The 22,911-nt window shown below is 69.7% G+C and carries 14 protein-coding genes; 11 read left to right on the top strand and 3 right to left on the bottom strand.

Going from position 1 to position 22,911, the window contains the following annotated elements:
• Nucleotides 1-187 precede the first annotated feature (187 nt).
• The 3 genes from yjfF to FF096_RS09790 all read left to right on the top strand — a co-directional run bounded on the left by yjfF (nt 188) and on the right by FF096_RS09790 (nt 5,153).
• A complete protein-coding gene (yjfF, locus tag FF096_RS09800; protein ID WP_155216535.1) occupies nt 188-1,177 on the top strand; it encodes a galactofuranose ABC transporter, permease protein YjfF in 990 nt (329 codons plus the stop codon).
• Between the two features lie 26 nt (nt 1,178-1,203).
• Nucleotides 1,204-2,706: an L-arabinose isomerase gene (araA, locus tag FF096_RS09795; protein ID WP_155216533.1), complete on the top strand. Its 1,503-nt coding sequence runs from the start codon at nt 1,204-1,206 to the stop codon at nt 2,704-2,706.
• Nucleotides 2,707-3,062: 356 nt separating this feature from the next.
• The gene (locus FF096_RS09790; RefSeq protein ID WP_155216531.1) at nt 3,063-5,153 is read left to right on the top strand and encodes an RICIN domain-containing protein; all 2,091 of its coding nucleotides are present in this window, start codon (nt 3,063-3,065) and stop codon (nt 5,151-5,153) included.
• 514 nt (nt 5,154-5,667) lie between these two features.
• On the opposite strand, the gene FF096_RS09785 is transcribed toward FF096_RS09790, so the two are convergent.
• On the bottom strand, nt 5,668-7,470 hold the full coding sequence (locus FF096_RS09785) for a family 43 glycosylhydrolase (RefSeq protein ID WP_155216529.1): 1,803 nt from the start codon (nt 7,468-7,470) through the stop codon (nt 5,668-5,670).
• The gene (locus FF096_RS09780) at nt 7,467-9,119 is read right to left on the bottom strand and encodes a ricin-type beta-trefoil lectin domain protein (protein WP_375335318.1); all 1,653 of its coding nucleotides are present in this window, start codon (nt 9,117-9,119) and stop codon (nt 7,467-7,469) included. The genes FF096_RS09785 and FF096_RS09780 overlap by 4 nt, the downstream gene beginning before the upstream one ends.
• Before the next feature lie 581 nt (nt 9,120-9,700).
• Between FF096_RS09780 and FF096_RS09775 the strand changes: the two genes are divergently transcribed.
• Nucleotides 9,701-10,690, top strand: a complete 990-nt coding sequence (locus FF096_RS09775) for a LacI family DNA-binding transcriptional regulator (RefSeq protein ID WP_196222510.1) — start codon at nt 9,701-9,703, stop codon at nt 10,688-10,690.
• Between the two features lie 94 nt (nt 10,691-10,784).
• Here FF096_RS09775 and FF096_RS09770 read toward each other — a convergent pair whose 3' ends face one another.
• Nucleotides 10,785-13,526, bottom strand: coding sequence for a beta-L-arabinofuranosidase domain-containing protein (locus tag FF096_RS09770; RefSeq protein WP_155216525.1), 2,742 nt, complete (start codon nt 13,524-13,526; stop codon nt 10,785-10,787).
• Between the two features lie 303 nt (nt 13,527-13,829).
• Between FF096_RS09770 and FF096_RS09765 the strand changes: the two genes are divergently transcribed.
• The 7 genes from FF096_RS09765 to FF096_RS09735 all read left to right on the top strand — a co-directional run bounded on the left by FF096_RS09765 (nt 13,830) and on the right by FF096_RS09735 (nt 22,840).
• Nucleotides 13,830-14,711, top strand: coding sequence for a helix-turn-helix domain-containing GNAT family N-acetyltransferase (locus FF096_RS09765; RefSeq protein WP_155216523.1), 882 nt, complete (start codon nt 13,830-13,832; stop codon nt 14,709-14,711).
• Nucleotides 14,712-14,771: 60 nt separating this feature from the next.
• Nucleotides 14,772-15,371 carry a TetR/AcrR family transcriptional regulator gene (locus FF096_RS09760; RefSeq protein ID WP_309223001.1) on the top strand — a complete coding sequence of 200 codons (600 nt, stop codon included), beginning with the start codon at nt 14,772-14,774 and terminating at the stop codon, nt 15,369-15,371.
• The gene (locus FF096_RS09755; RefSeq protein ID WP_309223000.1) at nt 15,368-16,996 is read left to right on the top strand and encodes an isovaleryl-CoA dehydrogenase; all 1,629 of its coding nucleotides are present in this window, start codon (nt 15,368-15,370) and stop codon (nt 16,994-16,996) included. The genes FF096_RS09760 and FF096_RS09755 overlap by 4 nt, the downstream gene beginning before the upstream one ends.
• A 248-nt stretch (nt 16,997-17,244) precedes the next feature.
• Nucleotides 17,245-19,353: a cellulose binding domain-containing protein gene (locus FF096_RS09750; RefSeq protein WP_155216521.1), complete on the top strand. Its 2,109-nt coding sequence runs from the start codon at nt 17,245-17,247 to the stop codon at nt 19,351-19,353.
• A 272-nt stretch (nt 19,354-19,625) separates the two neighbouring features.
• Nucleotides 19,626-20,456, top strand: a complete 831-nt coding sequence (locus FF096_RS09745; RefSeq protein ID WP_155216932.1) for a dienelactone hydrolase family protein — start codon at nt 19,626-19,628, stop codon at nt 20,454-20,456.
• Between the two features lie 117 nt (nt 20,457-20,573).
• A complete protein-coding gene (locus FF096_RS09740; protein WP_309222999.1) occupies nt 20,574-21,731 on the top strand; it encodes an acyl-CoA dehydrogenase family protein in 1,158 nt (385 codons plus the stop codon).
• Nucleotides 21,728-22,840 (top strand): acyl-CoA dehydrogenase family protein, encoded by a 1,113-nt coding sequence (locus FF096_RS09735; RefSeq protein WP_155216519.1) that lies wholly within the window; start codon nt 21,728-21,730, stop codon nt 22,838-22,840. The genes FF096_RS09740 and FF096_RS09735 overlap by 4 nt, the downstream gene beginning before the upstream one ends.
• Nucleotides 22,841-22,911: the final 71 nt, after the last annotated feature.

Here is a 22,911-nt window from a genome sequence, read left to right as displayed (position 1 = left end):
CGGCACGGAGCGAAGCGGAGTGCTGGCATGAGTGAGCGTCAGCGAGCGAATCATCGGCTCAGTGTGGTGGTGCCTCATGACGGCACGGAGCGAAGCGGAGTGCTGGCATGAGTGAGCGTCAGCGAGCGAATCATCGGCTCAGTGTGGTGGTGCCTCATGACGGCACGGAGCGAAGCGGAGTGCTGGCATGAGTACGACGGCTTTGAGCAGGGTTCCGAGGTGGGCCAAGGTGCCCCGGCAGCACATGCCGGTGTTGGCGACCCTGGCGCTGCTGCTGGTGATGTACGGCATCGGTGTGTCCCAGTACCGGGCCTTCTCGAACATCCAGGTAATTTTCAATGTCTTCATCGATAACGGTTTCTTGCTGGTCATCGCCGTCGGGATGACCTTCGTGATCCTCACCGGTGGGATCGACCTGTCGGTCGGTTCGGTGGCGGCGATGACCGCGATGGTCTCGGCCTGGTTGCTGCAATCCGGCCTGCCGGCGGCGTTGGTGCTGGTGATCGCGCTGCTCATCGGGCCGACGCTCGGGTTCCTGATGGGCTGTGCGATCCACTTCTTCGACATCCAACCCTTCATCGTCACCTTGGCCGGGATGTTCTTCGCCCGTGGCATGTGCACGTTCATCAGCAACGCGTCGATTCCGATCACCGACGGGTTCTGGACCACGATGTCGCAGCACCGGATCGGTGATCCGCGCGGCAACTTCGTCTCGATCAGCGTGTTGATCGCGTTCGCGGTGGTGCTGATCGCCGCGTACGTGCTGGCGTACACGCGTCTGGGGCGCAACGTCTACGCGATCGGGGGCAACCCCCAGTCGGCGCTGCTGATGGGGCTGCCGTTGGGGCGTACCCGGATCGCCGTCTACACCATCAGCGGTCTGTGCGCGGCGATCGGCGGGATCCTGTTGTCGTTCTACACGCTCTCCGGTGCCCCGCTGATCGCCATCGGTATGGAGCTGGACGTGATCGCGGCCGTGGTCATCGGTGGCACCGTGCTCACCGGTGGTTCGGGATACATCTTCGGCACGGTGCTGGGTGTGCTGGTGCTCGGCGTGATCCAGACCTTGATCACCTTCGACGGCAGCCTCAACTCCTGGTGGACCAAGATCGTGATCGGAGGCCTGCTCTTCGCGTTCATCCTGCTCCAGCGCCTCATCGGCATCCGCCACAAGTGACCGCCCCTCTCGCGGAAGGCAACCCCATGGCAACACACCCTGAACCCGAGGTCTGGTTCCTCACCGGAAGCCAGGCAATGTACGGCGAGGACACGCTCCGGCAGGTAGCCGACCAGTCCCGTCAGATCGCCGCTCTGCTCGACGAATCGCCGCACATTCCCGCCCGGGTGGTCTGGAAGCCGGTCCTGACCACCAGCGCCGACATCCTGCGGATCTGCCGGGATGCCGCGACGCAGGGGGCGGTCGGGGTGATCGCCTGGATGCACACCTTCTCGCCGGCGAAGATGTGGATCTCGGGCCTGGACGCGTTGCAGACCCCGTTGCTGCACCTGCACACCCAGGCGAACGTCCTGCTGCCGTGGGACGACATCGACATGGACTTCATGAACCTGAACCAGGCCGCGCACGGCGACCGGGAGTTCGGGTTCATCCAGACCCGCCTCGGGGTGGCCCGTAAGACGGTCGCCGGGCACGTCTCCGATCCGCGCGTGGTGGCTCGCGTCGGCGCCTGGACCCGGGCGGCGCTCGGCTGGTCGGCCATGCGCTCGTTGCGGCTGGCGCGATTCGGCGACAACATGCGCGACGTGGCCGTGACCGAGGGGGACAAGGTCGAGGCGGAGCTGCGCTTCGGGGTCTCGGTGAACACCTACGGCGTCAACGACCTGGTGCGGGTGGTCGACGAGGTGGCCGATGCGCAGATCGACGACCTGGTCAAGGAGTACGACGACACCTTCCGGGTCGCCGCCGAACTGCGGCCCGGCGGTGAGCGGCACGACTCGCTGCGGTACGCGGCCCGGCTTGAGCTGGGTCTGCGTACGTTCCTGGACGCCGGTGGCTTCCGTGCCTTCACCACCAACTTCGAGGACCTGGGCGGGCTGCGTCAGCTGCCCGGTATCGCGGTGCAGCGCCTGATGGCCGACGGCTACGGCTTCGGTGGTGAGGGGGACTGGAAGACCTCGGTGCTGGTGCACACCCTCAAGGCGATGGCCGTCGGCACCGAGGGTGGGACCTCCTTCATGGAGGACTACACCTACGACCTGACCCCCGGACAGGAACTGGTGCTCGGTGCCCACATGCTCGAGGTGTGTCCCTCGATCGCCGGTGAGGTGCCGAATGTGGAGATTCATCCGCTGAGCATCGGCGGTCGTGAGGATCCGGTCCGGTTGGTCTTCGACGCCGCGCCGGGGCCGGCTGTGGTGCTCGGCCTGGCCGACATGGGCGAGCGGTTCCGTCTGGTGGCCAACGAGATCGACGTGGTCGCTCCGCCGCAGCCGCTGCGCCGCCTGCCGGTGGCGCGGGCGGTCTGGCGGCCCCGTCCGGACCTGCCCGTTTCGGCCGAGTCGTGGATCACCGCAGGCGCTCCGCACCACACCGTGCTGTCCCAGGCGGTGGGCGTGGAGGAGCTGCACGACCTCGCCGAGATGAGCCGGACCGAACTCGTCGTCATCGACGCCGACACCGAGCCCCGGCGGTTCGCCGACGAGTTGCGCTGGAACCAGGCGTACTACCGGCTCGCCCGGGGTTTCTGACCGTCCCTCGACGCCGCGTGGCGTGCCGGGCGCACCTGGCCCGGACGCCGCGTTGGCGGCTGCCCGCTGCCGCGGGCGGCGACGGTCCCCGGCCGGCGCGCCACCCCCGCCGGCCGGGGACCGTCGGTCGTCGATGTTACGTCTTGACGAAGGCCGTGTTATCGCTCACAGTCATAGTGAAGACGGGCGATATCTGTGGCCGTCCGGGACCGGGCACGTCCTGAAGCTGGTGGGTCAATTGATCTCTCCCTTGGGCAGAGCGGTCATGTTAGCGATCACACGCCGCGATGGAACTGGCTGGCGTAGCCGCAGAGACCGTCCCATTGCTCGTTCTGCTCGCATCCTGAAGGAGGATCATGGTTGCCAATGGTGAGGTCCCACGGACCAGGCCAAGCCGACGCGGCCTGCTGTCGCGTGCGGTCGCCATCCTGGCGGCGATGGTGGTGGGTGGTTCCCTCGCGGCGGTGGCGCCGACACCCGCAGTCGCGGCAACGGTCGACACCAACGCGTGGTACGTGTTGGTCAACCGCAACAGTGGCAAGGTGCTCGACGTCTACAACCAGGCCACGAACGACGGCGCGCGGATAACCCAGTGGTCGCGTAACAACGGCGCCTGGCAGCAGTGGCAGTTCGTCGACTCCGGCGGCGGCTACTACCGGCTGCGTTCCCGGCACTCGGGCAAGGTGCTCGACGTGTACAACTTCTCCACCGCCAACGGCGCGTCGATCGTGCAGTGGAGCGACCACAACGGGACCAACCAGCAGTTCCGGTTGGCCGACTCGGCCGGTGGCTACGTCCGGCTGATCAACCGCAACTCCAACAAGGTGCTGGAGGTGCAGAACGCCTCGACCGCCGACGGCGGCAACATCGTGCAGTACGACGACTGGGGCGGGGCCAACCAGCAGTGGCAACTGGTGCAGGTCGGCGGTGGCGATGACAACCCACCGCCCAGCGGCACGTTCACCAACCCGGTCGTCTGGCAGGACTTCGCCGACGTCGAGGTCATCCGGGTCGGCGAGGTGTACTACATGACCGCCTCCACCATGCACTACTCGCCCGGTGCCCCGATCCTGCGCTCGTACGACCTGGTCAACTGGGAGTTCGCCGGGCACTCGGTACCCCGACTGGACTTCGGCACCAAGTACGACCTGCCCAGCGGGCAACAGGCGTACGTGGAGGGCATCTGGGCCTCCACACTGAACTACCGGCCGAGCAACCAGACCTACTACTGGGCCGGGTGCATCAACTTCGCCCAGACGCACATCTACACCGCGACGGCCGTCGACGGCACCTGGAGCCGGCACGCCACCCTGCCGCAGTGCTACTACGACGCGGGGATGCTGATCGACGACAACGACACCATGTACATCGCGTACGGCAACGGCACCATCAGCGTCGCGCAGCTCTCCGCCGACGGTCGCAGCCAGGTCCGGGCCCAGCAGGTCTACCAAACCCCGTCGAACATCGGCACCCTGGAGGGCGCGCGCTTCTACAAGCGCAACGGCGCCTACTACATCTGGCTGACCCGCCCGGCCAACGGCCAGTACGTCCTCAAGTCCACGAACGGTCCCTTCGGCCCCTACGAGCAGCGCCAGGTGCTGCTCAACATGCAGGGCCCGATCTCCGGCGGCGGGGTGCCCCACCAGGGCGGCCTGGTGCAGCTGCCGAACGGTTCCTGGTACTACATGGCCTTCACCGACGCGTACCCGGGCGGTCGGGTGCCGACGCTCGCACCGATCACCTGGACCGCCGACGGTTGGCCGCAGGTGCAGACGGTCAACGGCGCCTGGGGGGTCAACTACCCGAACCCGCTGCCGCTGCGCCCGGTCAAGCCGCTCACCGGTGCCGACACGTTCGCCGGCACCACCCTCGGCCCGCAGTGGGAGTGGAACCACAACCCGGACAACAGTCGCTGGTCGGTGAACAACGGCCTGCGGCTGGAGACCGCCAGCGTGACCAACGACCTCTACCAGGCACGCAACACCATCACCCACCGCATCCAGGGCCCGACCTCGACCGGCACCGTCGAGATCGACTACTCGACGATGCGAGACGGTGACCGCACCGGCCTGGCCATGCTGCGTGACGTCTCGGCGTGGATCGGCGTACGGCGGGACAACGGGAACACCCGGGTGGTCATGACCAACGGGCTGAACATGAACAGCAACTGGGACACCACCAGCACCGGCAGCGAGATCGCCAGTGCACCGGTCTCCGGCGGGCGGATCTGGCTGCGGGCCAACGCCGACATCCGGCCCGGCTCCGGTCGGCAGGCGCGCTTCTCGTACAGCACCGACGGGGTCAACTTCGTCCCGCTGGGCAACGCCCTCACGCTGAACAACAACTGGACGTTCTTCATGGGATACCGGTTCGCCATCTTCAACCACGCCACCCAGGCGCTGGGCGGTTCGGTGACGGTCCGCCGGTTCGAGTTGAGCACGCCGTGACACGGCGGTGACCGGCCCGGCGCGGGATCGCCGGGCCGGTCACCCACCGGCCGGGGCCTGTCGTCTGCCCGCCGAGCGGACGACAGGCCCCTTCTGTGCGTCCACGGACCGTCGGACACCGCCTCGTACACATCGCCACTGCACCGCCCACCGCAGCCGGAGCAGACCGACCACTGCACCGCGTCACCGCAGCCGGAGCAGACCGTCCGGAGCCGGAGATTAATCGCCTGGACCTGGCGGAGGCCGCCCGGGCTGCGGCCGTCCGGCCGCCGGGTCCGCATCGCCCGTACCCGCAACCGCGAGGCCGCCCGTACCCCCGGGATCCGCTGGGCTGCCCGCCCCGCCCCCGCTTCGGGGCCGACGGACCCGGCCGTGACGTGGCGGTCGGGACGGGCTCCGCGTCCAGCGGGCGGCAGGCCGGACCTCGGGCGCGGGTGACCGGGTCAGTGTCGACGCCCGAAACACGGGTGCCGGGTGGGAAACTCCCACCCGGCACCCGTTCGCGCGCTACCGGTCAGGTGGCGCGGGTCCACTGCATACTGGACGCCGAACTGCACGTCCGCTGCTCCAGGGCGGCGCCGGGAGCGGTGGAACCGCCGACCACGTTCAGGCACTTGTTGCTGTTGACGTTGACCAACTGGTAGTAGCCGTCGCCGGTCGACCGCCAGCTGAACACCTGGTTCAGGCCGTCATGGCAGGTGTACTGGATGATCTGTGCGCCGTCGGCCGTGGAGACGTCACGCACGTCGACACACTTGCCGCTGTGCACGCTCTGCAGCCGTACGTTGCCGTTGCCGACGTCGAGGAAGCGCCACTGCTGCCAGGGGTTGCCGTTGCTGCTCCACTGGCCGATCACCGCGAGATTGTCGAGGTTGGGCTGCTGCACGTCGACGACCTGTCCGCTGTTGCGGTTGATGATCCGGTACGCCGTGGGGGCACTGCCGTTGCCGGCGAACTGCCACCAGTCGACGTTGAACAGGTTGCCGCTGCCGCCGGTGAAGCGCAGGTACAGATCGCGCGTACCGGTGGCTCCGCTGACCCCGCAGCTGGTGGTCGTCCAGTTCTGCCAACCACCGGTACCGGACACCGTGCAGGTGCCGACGATCGGGCCGCTGGCGCTGTCCAGCCGGATCTCGATGCGGCCACCGCTGGTCGCCGAGGCGACCCGCGCGGAGAAGCTGGTCGCGCCGTTGCCGAAGGCGACCCCCTTCACCTTGATGTAGTCGCCGTTGTCGATCCAGCCGACGTTCATGCCACCCTCGCTGGACGGCTCGGTCTCGATGCCGGACCCCCAGGCGATCGTCTCGGCCTCCTGGCGCACGTACGGGTTCAACGTGCCGACCTGCGGAGCCCCGGTGGTGGTCATGTTGATGGTGGGGATGGTCCCGTTCGAGTTGTAGGTGAACTTCTCCACCGCGACCGAACGGGTGTAGCCGCCACCGCCGGGTAGCGCCCCGTTGTGGTAGAAGAAGTACGACCCACCGGCGAAGTCGATCACCCCCGGGTGGTTGGTGAAGCTGGAGCCCTGCCGGGGCATGATCGTTCCCCGGTACGTCCACGGACCGGTCGGGCCGGGTGCCGTCGAGTAGCCGATGAACTCCGAGCAGCACTCCGCCGCGAACACGTTGTAGTAGAGCCCGTTCCGCTTGTAGACCCACGGCCCCTCCTCGTAGAGGGTGGGCCGACTGGCGTTACCGGTCCGGGTACCGAATCCCGCGGTGGTGAGCGGAATCTGGGTCGGGCTGCCGGAGTACGAGATCATGTCGGAGTTGAGCCGGACGTACCACAGGTTCGGGTTGCCCCAGTACAGGTACGCCTGACCGTCGTCGTCGATGAACGCGTGCGGATCGATCTCGCCGTTGCCGACGAGTGGGCGGCCGAGCGCGTCGCGGAACGGCCCGGTCGGGCTGTCCGCGACCCCCACCCCGATGACCATCTGGCCGTTCGAGCGTTGCCGGACCGGCACGTACCAGTAGAACTTCCCGTTCCGGGCGATGACGTGCCCGGCCCACGCGTTGGCGTCCGCCCAGGCGAAGGTCGACAGGCTCATCGGCGTGCCGTGGTCGGTCCAGTTCACCATGTCCGCCGAGGAGAAGACCCGCCAGTCGCGCATGGTGAAGTAGGTGGAGCCGTCCTCGTCGTGGCCGGTGTAGAGATAGATCCGGCCGTTGTGCAGCATGGGCGCCGGGTCGGCGGTGTAGATGTGCTGCACGATCGGGTTGTCCGCCCGCGCGGTACCGGGTAGCAGGGCGAGCGTGCAGGCCAGGGTCGCGAGCGCGGCGACGATCCGCCGCGCCGTGGTACGAGCGGTTGTCATGCCCGGCTCCACCGTTGGTTGGCGTTGCCGTGGCAGGACCACAGGATCACCGCGGTGCCGTTGGCCGTGCCGGCGCCGTTGACGTCCAGACACAGTGACGGGAAGCGGACGCTGCTCACCGTGCCGTTGCCGTTGAACGTCCACTGTTGGTTGGTGCCGCCGTGGCAGTCCCAGATCTGCACCCGGGTGCCGTTGGCCGCGTTCGTCGGCACGTCCAGGCACTTACCGAGGATCCGCAGCGACTGGCCCTCCTGGCTGATCTGCTGGTTGGGGTTGCCGTGGCAGTCCCAGATCAGGGTGCCGGTGCCGTTGGCGGTGTTGGAGTTGTCGAGGTCGAGGCAACGCCCGGACGCCTCGCTGCGCAACCGGAAGGTGGTCGGGAGCGGCGGGTCGGTGGTGTCGCCACCGCTGACCCGGTACACCACCGTGCCGTGTGCCGGGACGCTCGCGGAAATGGTCCCGGTGGTGGTGGAGGTGTTGTTGGTCCATGCGTCGAGCAGGGTGAACGAGCTGCCGGTCTTGCCGATCGCCGCCGCCGTGGTGGAGACCGTCGTGGTGGAGTTGCCCTGGTTGAACAGGGCGACCGCGACGTCTCCGTTGGCCAGACGCTTGGCCAGGACCCGGCGGGTGCCGTCGTGCGAGATCTGGACGGCCTGCAAGGCCAGCGGATCCTGGTTGATCGCGACCAGGTGCTGGTTGCGCAGGATGTTCAGGGTCGCCGTGCTGGCCGAGCGCAGGTCGTTGCCCATCATCAGCGGGGCCGCCATGATCGCCCACAGGGCGAAGTGGCTGCGCATCTCGGTGTCGTTCATGCCACCGTTGCCGACCTCCAGCATGTCCGGGTCGTTGAATCCGCCCGGTCCGGCGTAGCCGGCCAGCGGCACGTTGACGTTGACGATGTTCTGGATACCCATCGGGTAGCCGTTGGTCTGACCGCTGTCCCAGGTGTTGGTGATGTCCTCTGTGGTGCGCCAGAGGTTCGCCACGTCGCTCCAGTTGCGCTGCGGCCCGGTCTTCTCGTGGATGCTGTTCGAGTTGATGCTGTAGACGATCGGCCGGCCGGTGGCCGCCAACGCGTCACGCATGATGCTGAACCGCGCCACCTGGTCGTTGATGGTCCCGGTGGGGGAGCACCAGTCGTACTTGAGGTAGTCCACGCCCCAGGCGGCGAACTGCCGGGCGTCCTGGTACTCGTGGCCAAGGCTGCCGGTGGCGCCGGGGAAGGAGTTGAAGTACTGCGCGCAGGTGCGGTCCAGCGGGACCTGGTAGATGCCGAACAGCAGGCCGCGCGAGTGCAGGTAGTCGCCGAGGGCCTTCATGCCGCTGGGGAACCGCTGCGGGTGGGCCTGGAGGTTGCCCTGCGCGTCCCGGTCCGGGTTGAACCAGCAGTCGTCGACGACGACGTACTTGTAGCCGAGGTCGCGCAGACCGTGGTCGACGATCGCGTCGGCCATCTGGCGGATGAGAGTCTCGTTGATGTTGCAGCCGAACGTGTTCCAGGTGTTCCAGCCCATCGGTGGGGTGCGGGCGACGCCGTTGTTGAGCGCCTGGGCCGGCTTGGGGGAGACGACCCCGTCGGCGAAGCTCGCGGTGAGCGTCACCGCCAGGATGCCGAGGGCGGCGGTCAGCCACCTTCTTGCGCTACGCACGTTGAATTCCTCCTTGTCGGTGCGGTGATCGGTGCGGCCACCGGTCGCCGGTCAGGCGGCGTCGGCGGGGGGTGCGGCCGTGGAGCTGTGTTGGTGGAGCCCGGACACCCCGCCGCGCTCACTCGCGCGCTCGTCCGGGGCCGACGCGACCCCCGGGTGGCACCGGATCGTCGCGCTGTTTCGGGCCTGGACGGGGCAGCCCCGGCGTTGCCGACAGGTGCCGTTCCGATGACAGGAATGTTATCGCTATCATCAATGCCTGTAAATTGCCTGGGCGGTCCTGTACGCGCACTCTCGTCAGGCCCCGCGCGGACGGCGGACCGAGGACGACAACGGCGAGTGTGACCGCTAACAGAGCGCGTCGGAGGAAGTTGTCGGGTCGACTCGGTCGGGGCGGCGGCCACCGGATCGGTTGCTGGCGCTAGACTGTGCGTGATCTAGCGCTCTCCACCCGGACGGCACGGGCCGGTGTGGGCACCGCGCGAGGGGATCTTTGTACTGAGCCGTGCCAGTCATCGCCGACGGGCTACGGCGAGCGACTGGATTGCGGGGAGTGTGAGATGGCCGTACGCGATCCTGCGATGACGGACGTGGCCCGCCTCGCCGGTGTGTCCCATCAAACGGTCTCACGGGTGCTGAACGGTCATCCGAACGTGCGCGAGCAGACCCGCCTGCGTGTCCAGGCGGCCATCGCGGAGTTGGGCTACCGGCCGAACCGGGCGGCCCGCGCGTTGGTCACCGGGCGTTCGCAAGTGATCGGGGTGGTGGCACAGAACACCACCCTCTACGGTCCCGCCTCGCTGCTGGCCGCGCTGGAACAGGCCGCCGCGGAGTCCGGCTTCGCGGTCAGCGTGGGCAGCGTGCGTGACCTCGACCATCGGTCGATATCCGCAGTGGTCGAGCGGCACCTGGCCCACCGGGTCGCCGGCATCGTGGTGATCGCACCGGTGGAGTCGGCAGGCGAGGCGCTGGAGCGACTGCCCAAGGACGTGCCGCTGGTGACCGTGGACGGGGACCCCCACCGGCCGATGCCGCTGGTGACGGTGGATCAGGCGGCCGGGGCGCGGGCCGCCACCCAGCACCTGCTCGACGCCGGTCACCCCACGGTCTGGCACGTCTCCGGTCCGTCGGACTGGTTCGACAGCGCCGGGCGCATCGAGGGCTGGCGGGAAGCGCTGACCGCAGCCGGCGCGGAGGTCCCGCCGCTGGTGCCGGCGGACTGGTCCGCGGCGGCCGGGTACCGGTGCGGACAGATGCTGGCGCGGATGCCGGACGTCACCGCGGTCTTCACCGCCAACGACCACCTGGCTCTCGGGGTGCTGCGTGCCCTGCACGAGCACGGTCGACGGGTGCCGGACGACATCAGCGTGGTCGGCTTCGACGACGTGCCGGAGGCTGCCTACTTCATCCCGCCGCTGACCACCGTACGGCCGGACTTCGGCGCGGTGGCACGGGCGAGCCTGGAGATGCTGCTCACCCAGATCGAGTCGGTCAGCGGCGGCGCGCTGCGCGAGACCGTCGCGCCGACCCTGGTGGCGCGGCGAAGCGTCGCCCCACCTCCCCGTCGCTGACGACCGAATGAGTTGATCAAGAGGTTTCGGTCGCGATCCGGGCCGGACGCGACCAAAACCTCTTGATCAACTGGTCAGGGGTCAGGGGCCAGGGTCAGATGAAGCGCCAGCGGTGGTCGGCGGCACCGTTGTCGTCCCAGAGCACGATCTGGGCCCCCTGGCTGGACGAGGCGCCGGTGACGCCGAGCACCCGTCCGCCGTTGGCGGACTGGATCCGGAAGTAGCCGTTCGCGGCGTACCGCAACCGCCACCGGTTGCTGGCCGCCCCGTTGTCGGCCCACTGCACCACCCGCGCGCCGTTACCGCTGCTGCCGTTCTCCACGCCCAGCACCTTGCCGCTGTGCGAGTTGCGCAGGCGCAGGAAGCCGCCGTCCACGATCGCGGTCCAGAGGTGGTCGGCGGTGCCGTTGTCACCCCACTGGATCACCAGGCCACCGTCGGCGGTGGACATGTTCTGCACGCCCAGGACGAGACCGGTGGCCAGGTTCTGGAGCCGGCGGGCCCCGTTGGGCACGAACCGCCACTGGTTGTCCGGCGTGCCGTTGTCCGGGTCCTGGACCACCCGGGCACCCTGGGCGGTGGAGTTGTTGAGCACGGCGAGCAGCTTGCCCGTGTGCCCGTTACGGATCTTGTGTGTTCCGTCTCCGACGTCCACGATCGTCCATCGGTGGTCGGCCGTGCCGGTGTCCGACCATTGCAGCACCTGTGCGTTGTCGGCGGTCGACATGTTCTGTACGCCGAGCACCTTGGCGCTGTGGGCGTTGCGGAACTTGACCGCGTTGCCGTCGACGACGAGGTGCCAGTCGTGGTCGGCGGTGCCGTTGTCGCCCCACTGCAACGCCGGCGCCCCGTCGGTGGTCGACATGTTCTCGATGCCGAGCACCAGGCCACTTGCGGCGTTGGCGAGCCGGAACGTCGCCGTACCGGTGCCCGGCGACTGGCCGTTGGCGCTCCAGTAGACGGTGTAGTTGTGGCCGTGCGCGTCGTAGAACGGCAGCAGGTTGACCGTCGAGCCGTTGGCGGTGGCGGTGAAGGTCAACGCCGAGGTGCTGGTCCGGTTGACCGAGGTGGTGGCCAGGGCGGGCAGCGCGGAGAGCGCGGTGTTGCCGTAGTTGCCGGAGAGCACCGCCGGGCCGTAGGTCAGGGCGACCACGTTCGGGTCGTCGTTGGCCGCCTCCACGATCACGCGCATCGGCAGCCGGACGGTCACCGTGTCGCCGGAGGACCACGACCGGGTCAACGTCGCGTACGTGCCCGGGGTGGTGGCGATGTCCTGGGCGGTGCCGTTGACGCTGACCGTCGCGCCCTGGGTCCAGGCCGGGATGCGGATCCGCATCGTCCACGATCCGCTGACGTTACCGGTGACGGTGAGGGTCGTGGTGTCGCCGACCGGGTAGGTGGTGGTCTGGGTGACCGTGATGCCGCGCTGCGACCAGTCGAGCACCGAGGGCATGAACATGTTCACCGTGAGGGTGTTGCCGTTGTGGAAGTAGATCGAGTCCATCAACGTGGTGTTGCTCTCCAGCGCAGTGCCCTGGCAGCACCAGAAGGAGTTGTAGTCGGTGCTCCAGGTGCCGCCGCCCCACGCCGGGCCCACGCCTCGCCGTCCACCGGGATTCAGCGGCGTGAAGTAGGTGATGTGACCGTGGCTGTCCGCCGGGTTCTGCGCCCCGATGAGATGGTTGAGCAGCGCCCGCTCGTAGAAGTCGAAGTACGCCACCCGGTTCGGGTCCAGCAGCCACAGTTCCCGGGTCAGCTTCAGCATGTTGTACGTGTTGCACGCCTCGCAGGTGTCGGTGCGCAGGTATCCGGCGATGGCGTTGGGCGGCCGGAAGTGTTCGGCCTGGCTGTTGCCGCCGATGACGTAGGTGTGCGCGTTCACCGTCATGTTCCAGGCGTTGCTGGCGATGTCCCGGTAGCGGGTGGTGCCGGTGGCCTTGTACTCCCGGGCGGCACCGATCCACTTCGGCACCTGGGTGTTGGCGTGCAGCCCGCTGAGCTGGTCGGTGTTGTTCGCGAGCGGGTTGAACACGGCGGCGTGGTCGAACCGTTGGGCGGCGGTCAGCCACCGGCTGTCGCCGGTCTGCTGGTAGAGGTCGGTCAGTACGGCGTTCATGCCCCCGAACTCGGTGCCCAGCATCGCCTGCATCTGGGCGGAGGTCAGTCGGCCGGTGCGCCAGTCGACCCAGCCGGCGAAGGCCAACAGCACGTCGCGTGCCTGGTTGTTGCCGATGAGCCGCCACACGTCGAGCAACCCGGCCAGGGTCTTGTGGATGGCGTAGTACGGCACGTTGCCGTTGTTGAGGGTGCGGTTCTCCACGGCCGTGAAGTCGGACTCGGGGAAGCCGCTGAGGTAACCGGTGTTGAAGCCCGCCGCCGCGTTGTTGGCCTGGCACTTGGCCAGCTCGGCCACCATGTAGTTGGCCTTGTCCCGACAGCTGGTGTCGCCGAGCACGGCCCAGGTGTACGCCCAGGCGCTCAGGAAGTGCCCCTGGGAGTGGGTACGGAACGGGAAGTTGGGGGCCTCCCAACCACCGAGTGCCGCGGCTCCGGCGGTGGAGAGTCGATGGTTGGCGCGGAAGTTGTAGAGCAGCCGGTTGACGTCGACGAAGCGCAGGTAGTTGACCGTACGGTTCTGGTTGTCCAGCCAGCGACTGGCGGTCAACCGCACCTGGCCCGGCTCGAAGGGGTAGGCGGAGACGCCGAGGTCGGGCCGGGCCGGGGGAAGTGCCGCGCTGGCGATGCCATGGGTCAGCGCGGGGCCGACGGCCGCGGCGACGGCCGCCGCGCCGGCGGCCCGGAGCACGTGTCGACGGTTGAGGGACGGGTAGGGCATCACGACCTCCGTGGGGCATGAGGGCAGCGCCGCCCGGCCCGGTGGGGGTGGTGGCCGACCGGACGGCGAGGAACTGTGCGATGACGTCGACGTGTGATGCGCGGCACGCGTCGACCGGACCCGGCGGGTGTTCGTCGCGGTGGCGGCTTATGCCAAGCCCATCGATGTTATCGCTAACATACGCGCTACGTCGGCGCGTTCGCAAGACGCGTGGACGCACCCGACGGTGACTCGCGGGCTCGGGCTGGGATTTCCCGACCGGGATGCTGCCCTCGACGCAATTCCTGACTAAAGTCAGGAATTATGGATCGTGCACTCGTCGACGTGGTGCGGCGTTTCAACCGCACCGTGACCCAGCGCGTCGGCGCGCTGGACGACAGCTACCTCGCCCGCGACCGGCCGCTCGCGCAGTCACGGCTGCTCTGGGAGATCGGTCCCGAGGGCGCCGAGGTGGCGGCGCTGCGGACGCGGCTCGATCTCGACGCCGGCTATCTCAGCCGGCTGCTGCGCACCCTGGAGGGAGCGGGCCTGGTCGTCGTCGGGCCGGGCGAGGGGGACGCGCGGGTGCGTACCGCCCGCCTCACCGAGGCCGGTCGGGCCGAGTGGGAGCTGCTCGACCGCAGCTCCGACGACCTGGCCTGGTCGATGCTGGCGCCACTGACCGACGGCCAGCGGACCCGACTCACCGCCGCCATGGCCGAGGTCGAGCACCTGTTGATGGCGTCGCTGGTCGCCATCGAGCCCTGTCACCCGGGCGAGCCGGGCGCCCGCGCCTGCCTGCGGGCGTACGCGCGGGAACTCGCGGCGCGGTTCGACTCGGGGTTCGACCCGGACAGCAGCGGAGTCGACGACCACGAGGTGGTGCCGCCGGCCGGGTTGTTCCTGGTGGCAACCGTCGGCAGCGAGGCGGTGGGCTGTGGCGCGGTGCGGTTGCCGTCGGGTGAGCCCGCCGAGATCAAGCGGCTGTGGGTGTCGCCGTCGGTGCGGGGACTCGGCGTCGGCCGTCGCCTGCTCGACGAGCTGGAACGGCACGCGGCCGCCGCCGGGGCGGACAGCGTACGGCTGGACACCAACCGCAGCCTCACCGAGGCGATCCAGCTCTATCGCAGGTCGGGTTACCGGGAGATCCCGCCCTACAACCGCAACCCGTACGCACACCACTGGTTCGCCAAATCGCTGACCTGACCGGTCGAGCGGGATCGGGGCCGCTTGTGGTCAAGAAATGAATGATGATTCAATTCTTGCGTGGCGTACCGGAGCACCGAGCGGGTGAGGGCACGGCTGACCGCCTCGCGGGAGCGGATCATCGACGCGGCCCTGGGCATCCTGGCCGAGCACGGCTACGCCGGGTGCTCGGTGGCGGCCGTCGCCGCGCGGGCCGAGGTGGCCACCGGAAGCGTCTACCGGCACTTTCCGACAAAGGCGGACCTCTTCGCCGAGGTGTTCCGCACCGCCAGCCGACGCGAGGTCGACGCCGTCACCCGGGCCGCCGCCGCCGAGGACACGGCCGCCGCCCGGGTCCGGGCGGTCATCGAGACCTTCGCCGGTCGGGCCCTGCGCGCCCCACGACTGGCGTACGCCCTGCTCGCCGAGCCGGTCGACCCGGCGGTGGAGGCCCAACGGCTGGTCTTCCGGCGCGCCCACGCGACGCTGCTGGCCGGCTACATCGCCGATGGTGTGGCCGGTGGCGAGTTGCCCCCGCAGAATCCCGAGCTGACCTCCACCGCCGTGGTCGGTGCCCTGGCCGAGGCGATGGTGGGCCCGCTGGCCGCCGGTGTCGCGGGCCCGGACACCGTCGACGGTCTGATCACCTTCATCCACCGCGCGTTGGGAGTTCCGTCGTGAGCACGCACGAGGTGTTCAACCAGGTTCCGCCGCTGGTCGGCCATGACACCGCGGACGAGCCCGCCCTGCTCGACGCGCTGGAGCGGGAGGGCGCCGGCTGGGCCACGGCCGAGCTGCACGAACTCGGCCGACTGGCCGGCACCGAAGAGGCGGCCGAGCACGGTCGGTTGGCCAACGAGCATCCACCGGTGCTGCGTACCCACGACCGCTACGGCCACCGGATCGACGAGGTCGAGTTCCACCCCTCCTGGCACGAGCTGATGCGTACCGCCGTGACCCACGGCCTGCACGCCGCGCCCTGGGGCGACGAGCGCCCCGGAGCCCATGTGGCGCGGGCCGCGAAGTTCTACGTCTGGCGTCCTGACGCCGGGCACGGCTGCCCGATCTCGATGACGTACGCGGCGGTGCCCGCGCTGCGGCACGCCCCCGACCTGGCCGCGCGTTACGAGCCGCTGCTCACCGCCCGCACCTACGACTTCGGGCTGCGGGTGCCGCTGTCCAAGCAGGGCCTGCTGGCGGGCATGTCGATGACGGAGAAGCAGGGCGGCTCGGATGTGCGGCCGAACACCACCACGGCGCGCTCGGCACCGGACGGCAGCTACCGGCTGGTCGGGCACAAGTGGTTCACCTCCGCGCCGATGTGCGACGTCTTCCTCACCCTGGCCCAGGCACCGGGTGGGCTCACCTGCTTCCTGGTCCCGCGCGTGCTGCCCGACGGCACCCGCAACCCGATGCGGTTGATGCGCCTCAAGGACAAGCTCGGCAACCGCTCCAACGCCTCCGGCGAGGTGGAGTACGACGAGGCGGTGGCCTGGCGGGTCGGTGACGAGGGTCGGGGCGTACGCACCATCATCGACATGGTGAACCTGACCCGCCTGGACTGCGTGATCGGCGCGGCCTCCGGCATGCGGCACGGGGTGGTCACCGCCGCGCACCACGCGGCCCACCGGCGGGCCTTCGGCCGCTACCTGGTGGACCAGCCGTTGATGCGCAACGTCCTGGCGGATCTCGCGGTGGAGTCCGAGGCCGCCACCGTGCTGATGATGCGGCTGGCCGGGGCGACCGATCGGGCCGCGCACGGTGACCAGTCCGAGGCGGCGTTCAAACGGATCGCGCTCGCCGTGGGCAAGTACTGGGTCTGCAAGCGGTGGCCCGGTCATGCCGCCGAGGCCCTGGAATGCCTGGGCGGCAACGGCTACGTGGAGGAGTCCGGGATGCCCCGCCTGTTCCGCGAGTCGCCGCTCAACTCGATCTGGGAGGGCTCCGGCAACGTCGCCGCGCTGGACGTGCTGCGCGCGCTGGGCGGTCAGCCGGAGGTGATGGCGGCGTTCCAGTCCGAGGTGGACGCCGCTGCGGGCGCCGACGCCCGGCTCGACGCCGCCGTCCGCCAGGTGCGGTCCGCCCTGGCCGATCCGACCGATCTGGAGGTACGCGCCCGTCGGCTGGTCGAGCAGTTGGCGCTGGTCTTGCAGGGGGCGCTGTTGGTGCGCCACGGTCACCCGGCGGTCGCCGACGCCTTCTGCGCCTCCCGGCTCGGCGGCGATCGGGGGCACGCCTACGGCACGTTGCCGGCCGGTGTCGACTTCGCCGCGATCATCGACCGGGCCACCCCGAAGATGGGCTGACCGCCCGGCAGTTGCCGATGATCACCACATGATGTACCGAATCGGGCATTGAGCCGGACCCGATGCTGTGGGATTCTTGGACGCCGATGCGTTGTCGCGCGTGTGAGCGACCGTCGCCCGATGGGCAACCGGGACCGGGTCCCGGGGGACGACGGCCGAAGACGGATTCGTCTCCGTATCCATCGGTCCCGAGCCCGGCCTGCCGGGCTCGGGACCGATGGATCTCCGCGTGATCGACAAGGAAGCCCATGACGTCCTCGAACCGGCACGGCGTTCGACCGCTCACCCCACCTCGACGCTCCACCCGACGCGGGTTCGCCGTCGTCGCGGTCGGTCTGCTGCTCGGCACCGCCGCGGTGGTGGTCGACCAACCGATCGCCGACGCGGCGACCACGCCCGCGACGGTCACCGTCAACACCCGGGCCGGGTTGGCGACCGTGCCCGACACCGCGCTCGGCGTCAACCACGCCATCTGGGACTCGCAGCTGGGGACCACCGAGACGTCGGACCTGCTGCGTGCGGCCGGGGTGCAGATGATGCGTTATCCCGGCGGCTCCTACGCCGACATCTACCACTGGCGGGACCACACCGCCCCCGGTGGCTACGTCGCCCCCGGCACCGACTTCGACACCTTCGTGGCCGGGGTACGCCGGGCCGGCGCCCAACCGATGATCATCGCGAACTACGGCACCGGCACCGCCGAGGAGGCGGCCGAGTGGGTCCGGTACGCCAACGTGACCAAGGGCTACGACGCCCGGTACTGGACGGTCGGCAACGAGAACTACGGCAACGGCCACTACGGCGCGTCGTGGGAGGCCGACCACCACCCCGACAAGAGCGCCACCTACTACGCGAACCTGGTGGTCGAGTACGCCGACGCGATGAAGGCCGTCGACCCGAGCATCAAGGTCGGCGCGGTGCTCACCATGCCGGCGAACTGGCCCGACGGGCTGACCGCCGGTGAGGACCCGGGCCCGTGGAACCAGACCGTGTTGTCCATCGCCGGTCAGAAGATCGACTTCGTGGACGTGCACTGGTACCCGGGCGGCAGCGCCGCCGAGTCGCTGCCGCGTACCAGCCACATCACCGACGCGGTCCACCTGCTGCGCGAGCAGATCACCCGGTACGCGGGCCCGAACGCCGGGCGTATCGGCATCAGTCTGACCGAGGTGAACGTCACCTCGGAGGGCATGACCAGCCAGCCGGCCGCGTTGTTCCTGGCCGACGCCTACAGCGGACTGCTGGCCGACGGGGTGTTCACCGTCCACTGGTGGAACGTACGCAACGGCATCGGCCGGGTGTCGACGGTGGCCGGGCAGACCGACTACGGCGACTTCGGCATGCTCTCCAGCGGCACCTGCACCTCGGACGGATCGGTCTGCGAGCCGCCGCTGAACACCCCCTTCGCCCCCTACCACGGGCTGTCCATGATGAGCCGTTTCGCGCGTACCGGTGACCAGTTCATCCGGGCGGCCAGCGACGATCCGCTGGTCGCCGCGCACGCGGTCCGCCGGGCCACCGGCGAGGTCGCGGTGCTGCTGGTGAACAAGGACCCGGACAACGCCCGGGAGGTCGACATCGACTACGCCGGCTTCGCCCCGTCGAGTGGGGAGCCGACGGTCCACACGCACACCAACGGCGCCACCGCCATCGCCACCAGCCGCTCCGGCAGCGCGACCAGTCGGACCCTGCCGCCGTACTCGCTGACCACGATCGTGGTGGCTCCGGCCGGTGCCACCACCGGACAGCCCGGTGCCCCGGGACAGCCCACGGTCACCGACGTCACCGACCGGACCGCCACCATCGCCTGGGCGGCGGCGACCCGGGGCGCGAGCCCGATCGCCAAGTACGAGGTGCACCGGCAGTACGGCGCGGTCAGTGAGCAGCTCGGCGAGACCCCGGGCACCTCGTTCACCGTCGGCAACCTGGTGCCCGGCCGCAGATACACCGTCAACGTGCTGACCCGGGACACCGCAGGCCGGGTCTCCTGGGCGTCGCCGCCGCTGACCTTCACCACCGGCAGCCCGGCAAGCAGCGCGTGCGGGGTCCGCTTCACCAACACCACGGACTGGGGCAACGGGTACGTGGCGAACGTGGACATCGTCAACAACACCGCGCGGCCGATCAACGGGTGGACGCTGACCTGGACCTGGCCGACCACCTGGCAGCAGGTGGGCAGCGGCTGGAACGCCAACTGGGAACAGATCGACACCACCGTCCGGGTGACCCACAACGACGACAGCCGCCAGATCGCCGCCGGAGGCACGGTGAGCGTCGGCTTCGTCGGGGAGTACAGCGGGCCGAACGTCACGCCGACGGCGTTCCGGCTCAACGGCACGCTCTGCACGGCTCTCTGATTCATCCGTGCCGTCGTGAGGCTTCGTGCTTCAACAGCGTTCGTGCGCGCGACTGTTAGGAAGGGGCCCTTCCTCTACCGGAGGCGTTAATAGGGTGCCCTTCCTTTCACCTCCCAGGTCGGGTGGGGACTGGTGATTTTGCCGATGCGGCACCGGCAGGTCGCCCCAAACACTGATCACAGTCGATACCGCTCCAACCCAAGGGAGTATCCGACGTGCGATCAACCACCACCACCCGTCCCCGTACCGTCACTCTCCTGGCCCGGCTGGCGATGGCCGCCGTCCTGGCCGCCGGTGGCGTCGTCGCCACCTCGTCCCCCGCCCAGGCCGCCAACCCGTACGAGCGGGGGCCGGACCCGACCCACGCGATCCTGGAGGCCAGTCGTGGCCCCTTCGCGACCTCGTCGACGAGCGTCTCCTCGCTGGTCCTCGGGTTCGGCGGCGGCGTCATCTACTACCCGACCACCACCACGGCGGGCACCTTCGGCGCGGTGGCCATCTCGCCCGGCTACACCGCCTCCTGGTCGAGCCTGGACTGGCTGGGGCCACGGATCGCCTCGCACGGCTTCGTGGTCATCGGCATCGACACCATCACCCGGCTGGACCAGCCGAGCAGCCGGGGTCGGCAGCTGTTGGCCGCGCTGGACTACCTGACCGAGCGCAGTTCGGTGCGCAACCGGGTCGACGCGAGTCGGCTCGCGGTGGCTGGCCACTCGATGGGTGGCGGCGGCAGCCTGGAGGCTGCGGCGAGCCGGCCGTCGTTGCAGGCCGCCGTGCCGCTGGCACCGTGGAACCTGACCAAGAACTGGTCGAACCTGCGGGTGCCGACGCTGATCATCGGTGGTGAGTCCGACTCCGTCGCCTCGGTCTCCTCGCACTCCGAGCCGTTCTACAACAGCATCCCGGCCGCTACCGAGAAGGCGTACCTGGAACTCAACAACGCGGGTCACTTCTTCCCGAACACGGTCAACACTCCCACCGCCAAGCAGATGGTGGCCTGGCTGAAGCGGTTCGTCGACGACGACACCCGCTACGACCAGTTCCTCTGCCCCGGCCCGAGCGGCTCGGCGATCGAGGAGTACCGGAACACCTGCCCGCACTGAGGCCGACCGGGGGCGGACGTGACGCGTCCGCCCCGGGTCGTCCGGCCGCCGGTCTTCCGTCCCGAGGACCGGCGGCCGTATATTGCATTGGCAGTGCAATAATCCTGGAGGTGGTGAGTGTCCGACCACACGGCCGACGGGCTACGCGAGCTGGTCGCCGCGTTCCTGCGTAGGCACGATCCGGGCGGTGACCGCACCGGTTTCCTGCGCGCCCGCTTCGACGCCGGGCTGGCCTGGGTGCATCACCCACCCGGTCGCGGTGGCCTGGGCGCGCCCGCGCACCTCCAGACGGTGGTCGACGCGGCCTTCGCCGAGGCCGGGGCACCGGACAATCAGCCCCGGCGCAACAGCATCGGTCTCGGGATGGCCGCGCCCACCCTGGTGCGCCACGCCACCGACGCCCAGTGCCGGCGCTGGCTGCGACCGTTGTGGACCGGCGAGGAGGTGTGGTGCCAGCTGTTCAGTGAGCCCGAGGCCGGATCGGACCTGGCGAGCCTGCGCACCCGTGCGGTGCGCGACGGTGACGACTGGGTGGTCGACGGCCAGAAGGTGTGGACCTCCCTGGCCCACCGGGCGCGCTGGGCGATCCTGTTGGCCCGCACCGACCCGGCGGCCCCGAAGCACCACGGCCTCACCTACTTCGTCTGCGACATGAGCGCGCCGGGGGTGCGGGTACGCCCACTGCGGCAGGTCACCGGTGAGGCCGAGTTCAACGAGGTCTTCCTGACCGGGGTCCGGATACCCGACGCCCACCGGATCGGCGAGGTCGGGCACGGTTGGCAGATCGCCCGCACCACGCTGATGAACGAACGCGTCGCCATCGGTGGTCGGCCGTTGCCCCGGGAGGGCGGGATGGTGGGTGTGCTGGCGCGGCTGTGGCGCGAACGACCCGACCTGCGTACCGGTGGGCTGCACGAGGAGGTGCTGCGCGCGTGGGTACGCGCCGAGGCCGCCCGGTTGGCCGCGCTGCGCCTGCGTCAGCTGGTCGCCGCCGGTCAACCCGGTCCCGAGGGGTCCGCGGTGAAGCTGTCCTTCGCCGAGCTCAGCCAGCGGATCAGTGGCCTGGAGGTGGAACTGCGCGGCGCGGAGGCGCTGCGGCACGACGACTGGACGATGCGCCGCCCGGCCGAACCCGACCTGCTCGGCCGCACCGCCACCTACCGCTACCTGCGTGCCCGAGGCAACTCCATCGAGGGCGGCACGTCGGAGATCCTGCGCAACATCATCGCCGAGCGGGTGCTGGGACTGCCCGCCGAACCCCGGGTGGACCGATGACCGACCTGCTCTACGACGCCGACGAGGAGGCGCTGCGCGACAGCGTCCGGGCGCTGCTGGCCGCGCACGCGCCGTGGCAGCGGGTGCTCACCGCCGTCGACGACGGTGACCCGCGCGACGAGACGCTGTGGCGCCGGCTGGTCGACCAGATCGGGGTGACCAGCCTGGCCGTGCCGGTGGAGCACGGCGGCGTGGGGGCCGGCTTCCGCGAGGTCGCGGTGGTGCTGGAGGAACTGGGCCGATCCGTCGCGCCGGTGCCCTTCCTGGGCGCGGTCGTGGCCACCCGGGCGCTGCTCGCCTGCGGCGAGACCACCCTGCTGTGCCAGGTCGCCGCCGCCGAACGCGAGGTGGCCTTGGCGGTCGGTCTGGCCACCGCGCCCGACGCCGACCCGCCGCCGGTGACGGTGGGTCCCGGGCCGACGCTGTCCGGTCGGGTGACCGCTGTGGCCGACGCCGCGCCGCGCGGTCTGCTGCTGGTCCCGGCCGGCGACGGGCTGTACGCGGTCGACGCCGTCGAGCCGGCGGTCCGGTACGAACCGGTGGTGTCGCTGGACGTCACCCGGCCGCTCGTCGACATCGAGTTCACCGCGGCGCCGGCCCGTCCGGTCGCGGTGGGTGCGGCGGCCGAGGCGGCGGTGACGGAGGCGCTGACCGCAGGCGCGGCACTGCTCGCCTCCGAGCAGGTCGGGGTGGCGCAGTGGTGTCTGGACACGACGGTCGAGTACGTGCGGCAGCGGCATCAGTTCGGCCGTCCGGTCGGCTCCTTCCAGGCGGTCAAGCACCGGTTGGCCGACCTCTGGGTGGAGCTGACCGAGGCGCGGGCGGTGGCCCGGTACGCCGCCGACCGGCTCGACGCCGGTGACGAGGCGGCGCTGGCTGCCGCGCTGGCGCAGGCGTACTGCGGCCCGGTGGCGGTCAGGGCGGCGGAGACCTGCGTCCAGTTGCACGGCGGACTGGGCTTCACCTGGGAACACCCGGCCCATCTCTACCTCAAGCGGGCCAAGAGCACCGCGATCGCCTTCGGCACCGCGGATCGGCACCGGGCGGCCCTCGCCCGGCTGGTCGACCTGCCCGCGCCGCCGGTTGCGCAAGGCGCGGCCGTCCGGTGATGACCGCCCTATCGAAGGTGTTGACGAAACACTCGCGAAATGTACACTCCGAGTGTAATAAGTTGACCGCG

The organism is Micromonospora sp. CP22 (assembly GCF_009712475.1).
Classification (GTDB): Bacteria; Actinomycetota; Actinomycetes; order Mycobacteriales; family Micromonosporaceae; genus Micromonospora.
The sequence above is the reverse complement of the archived record's forward strand: the minus strand, read 5'-3'. Positions and strand labels throughout refer to the sequence as shown.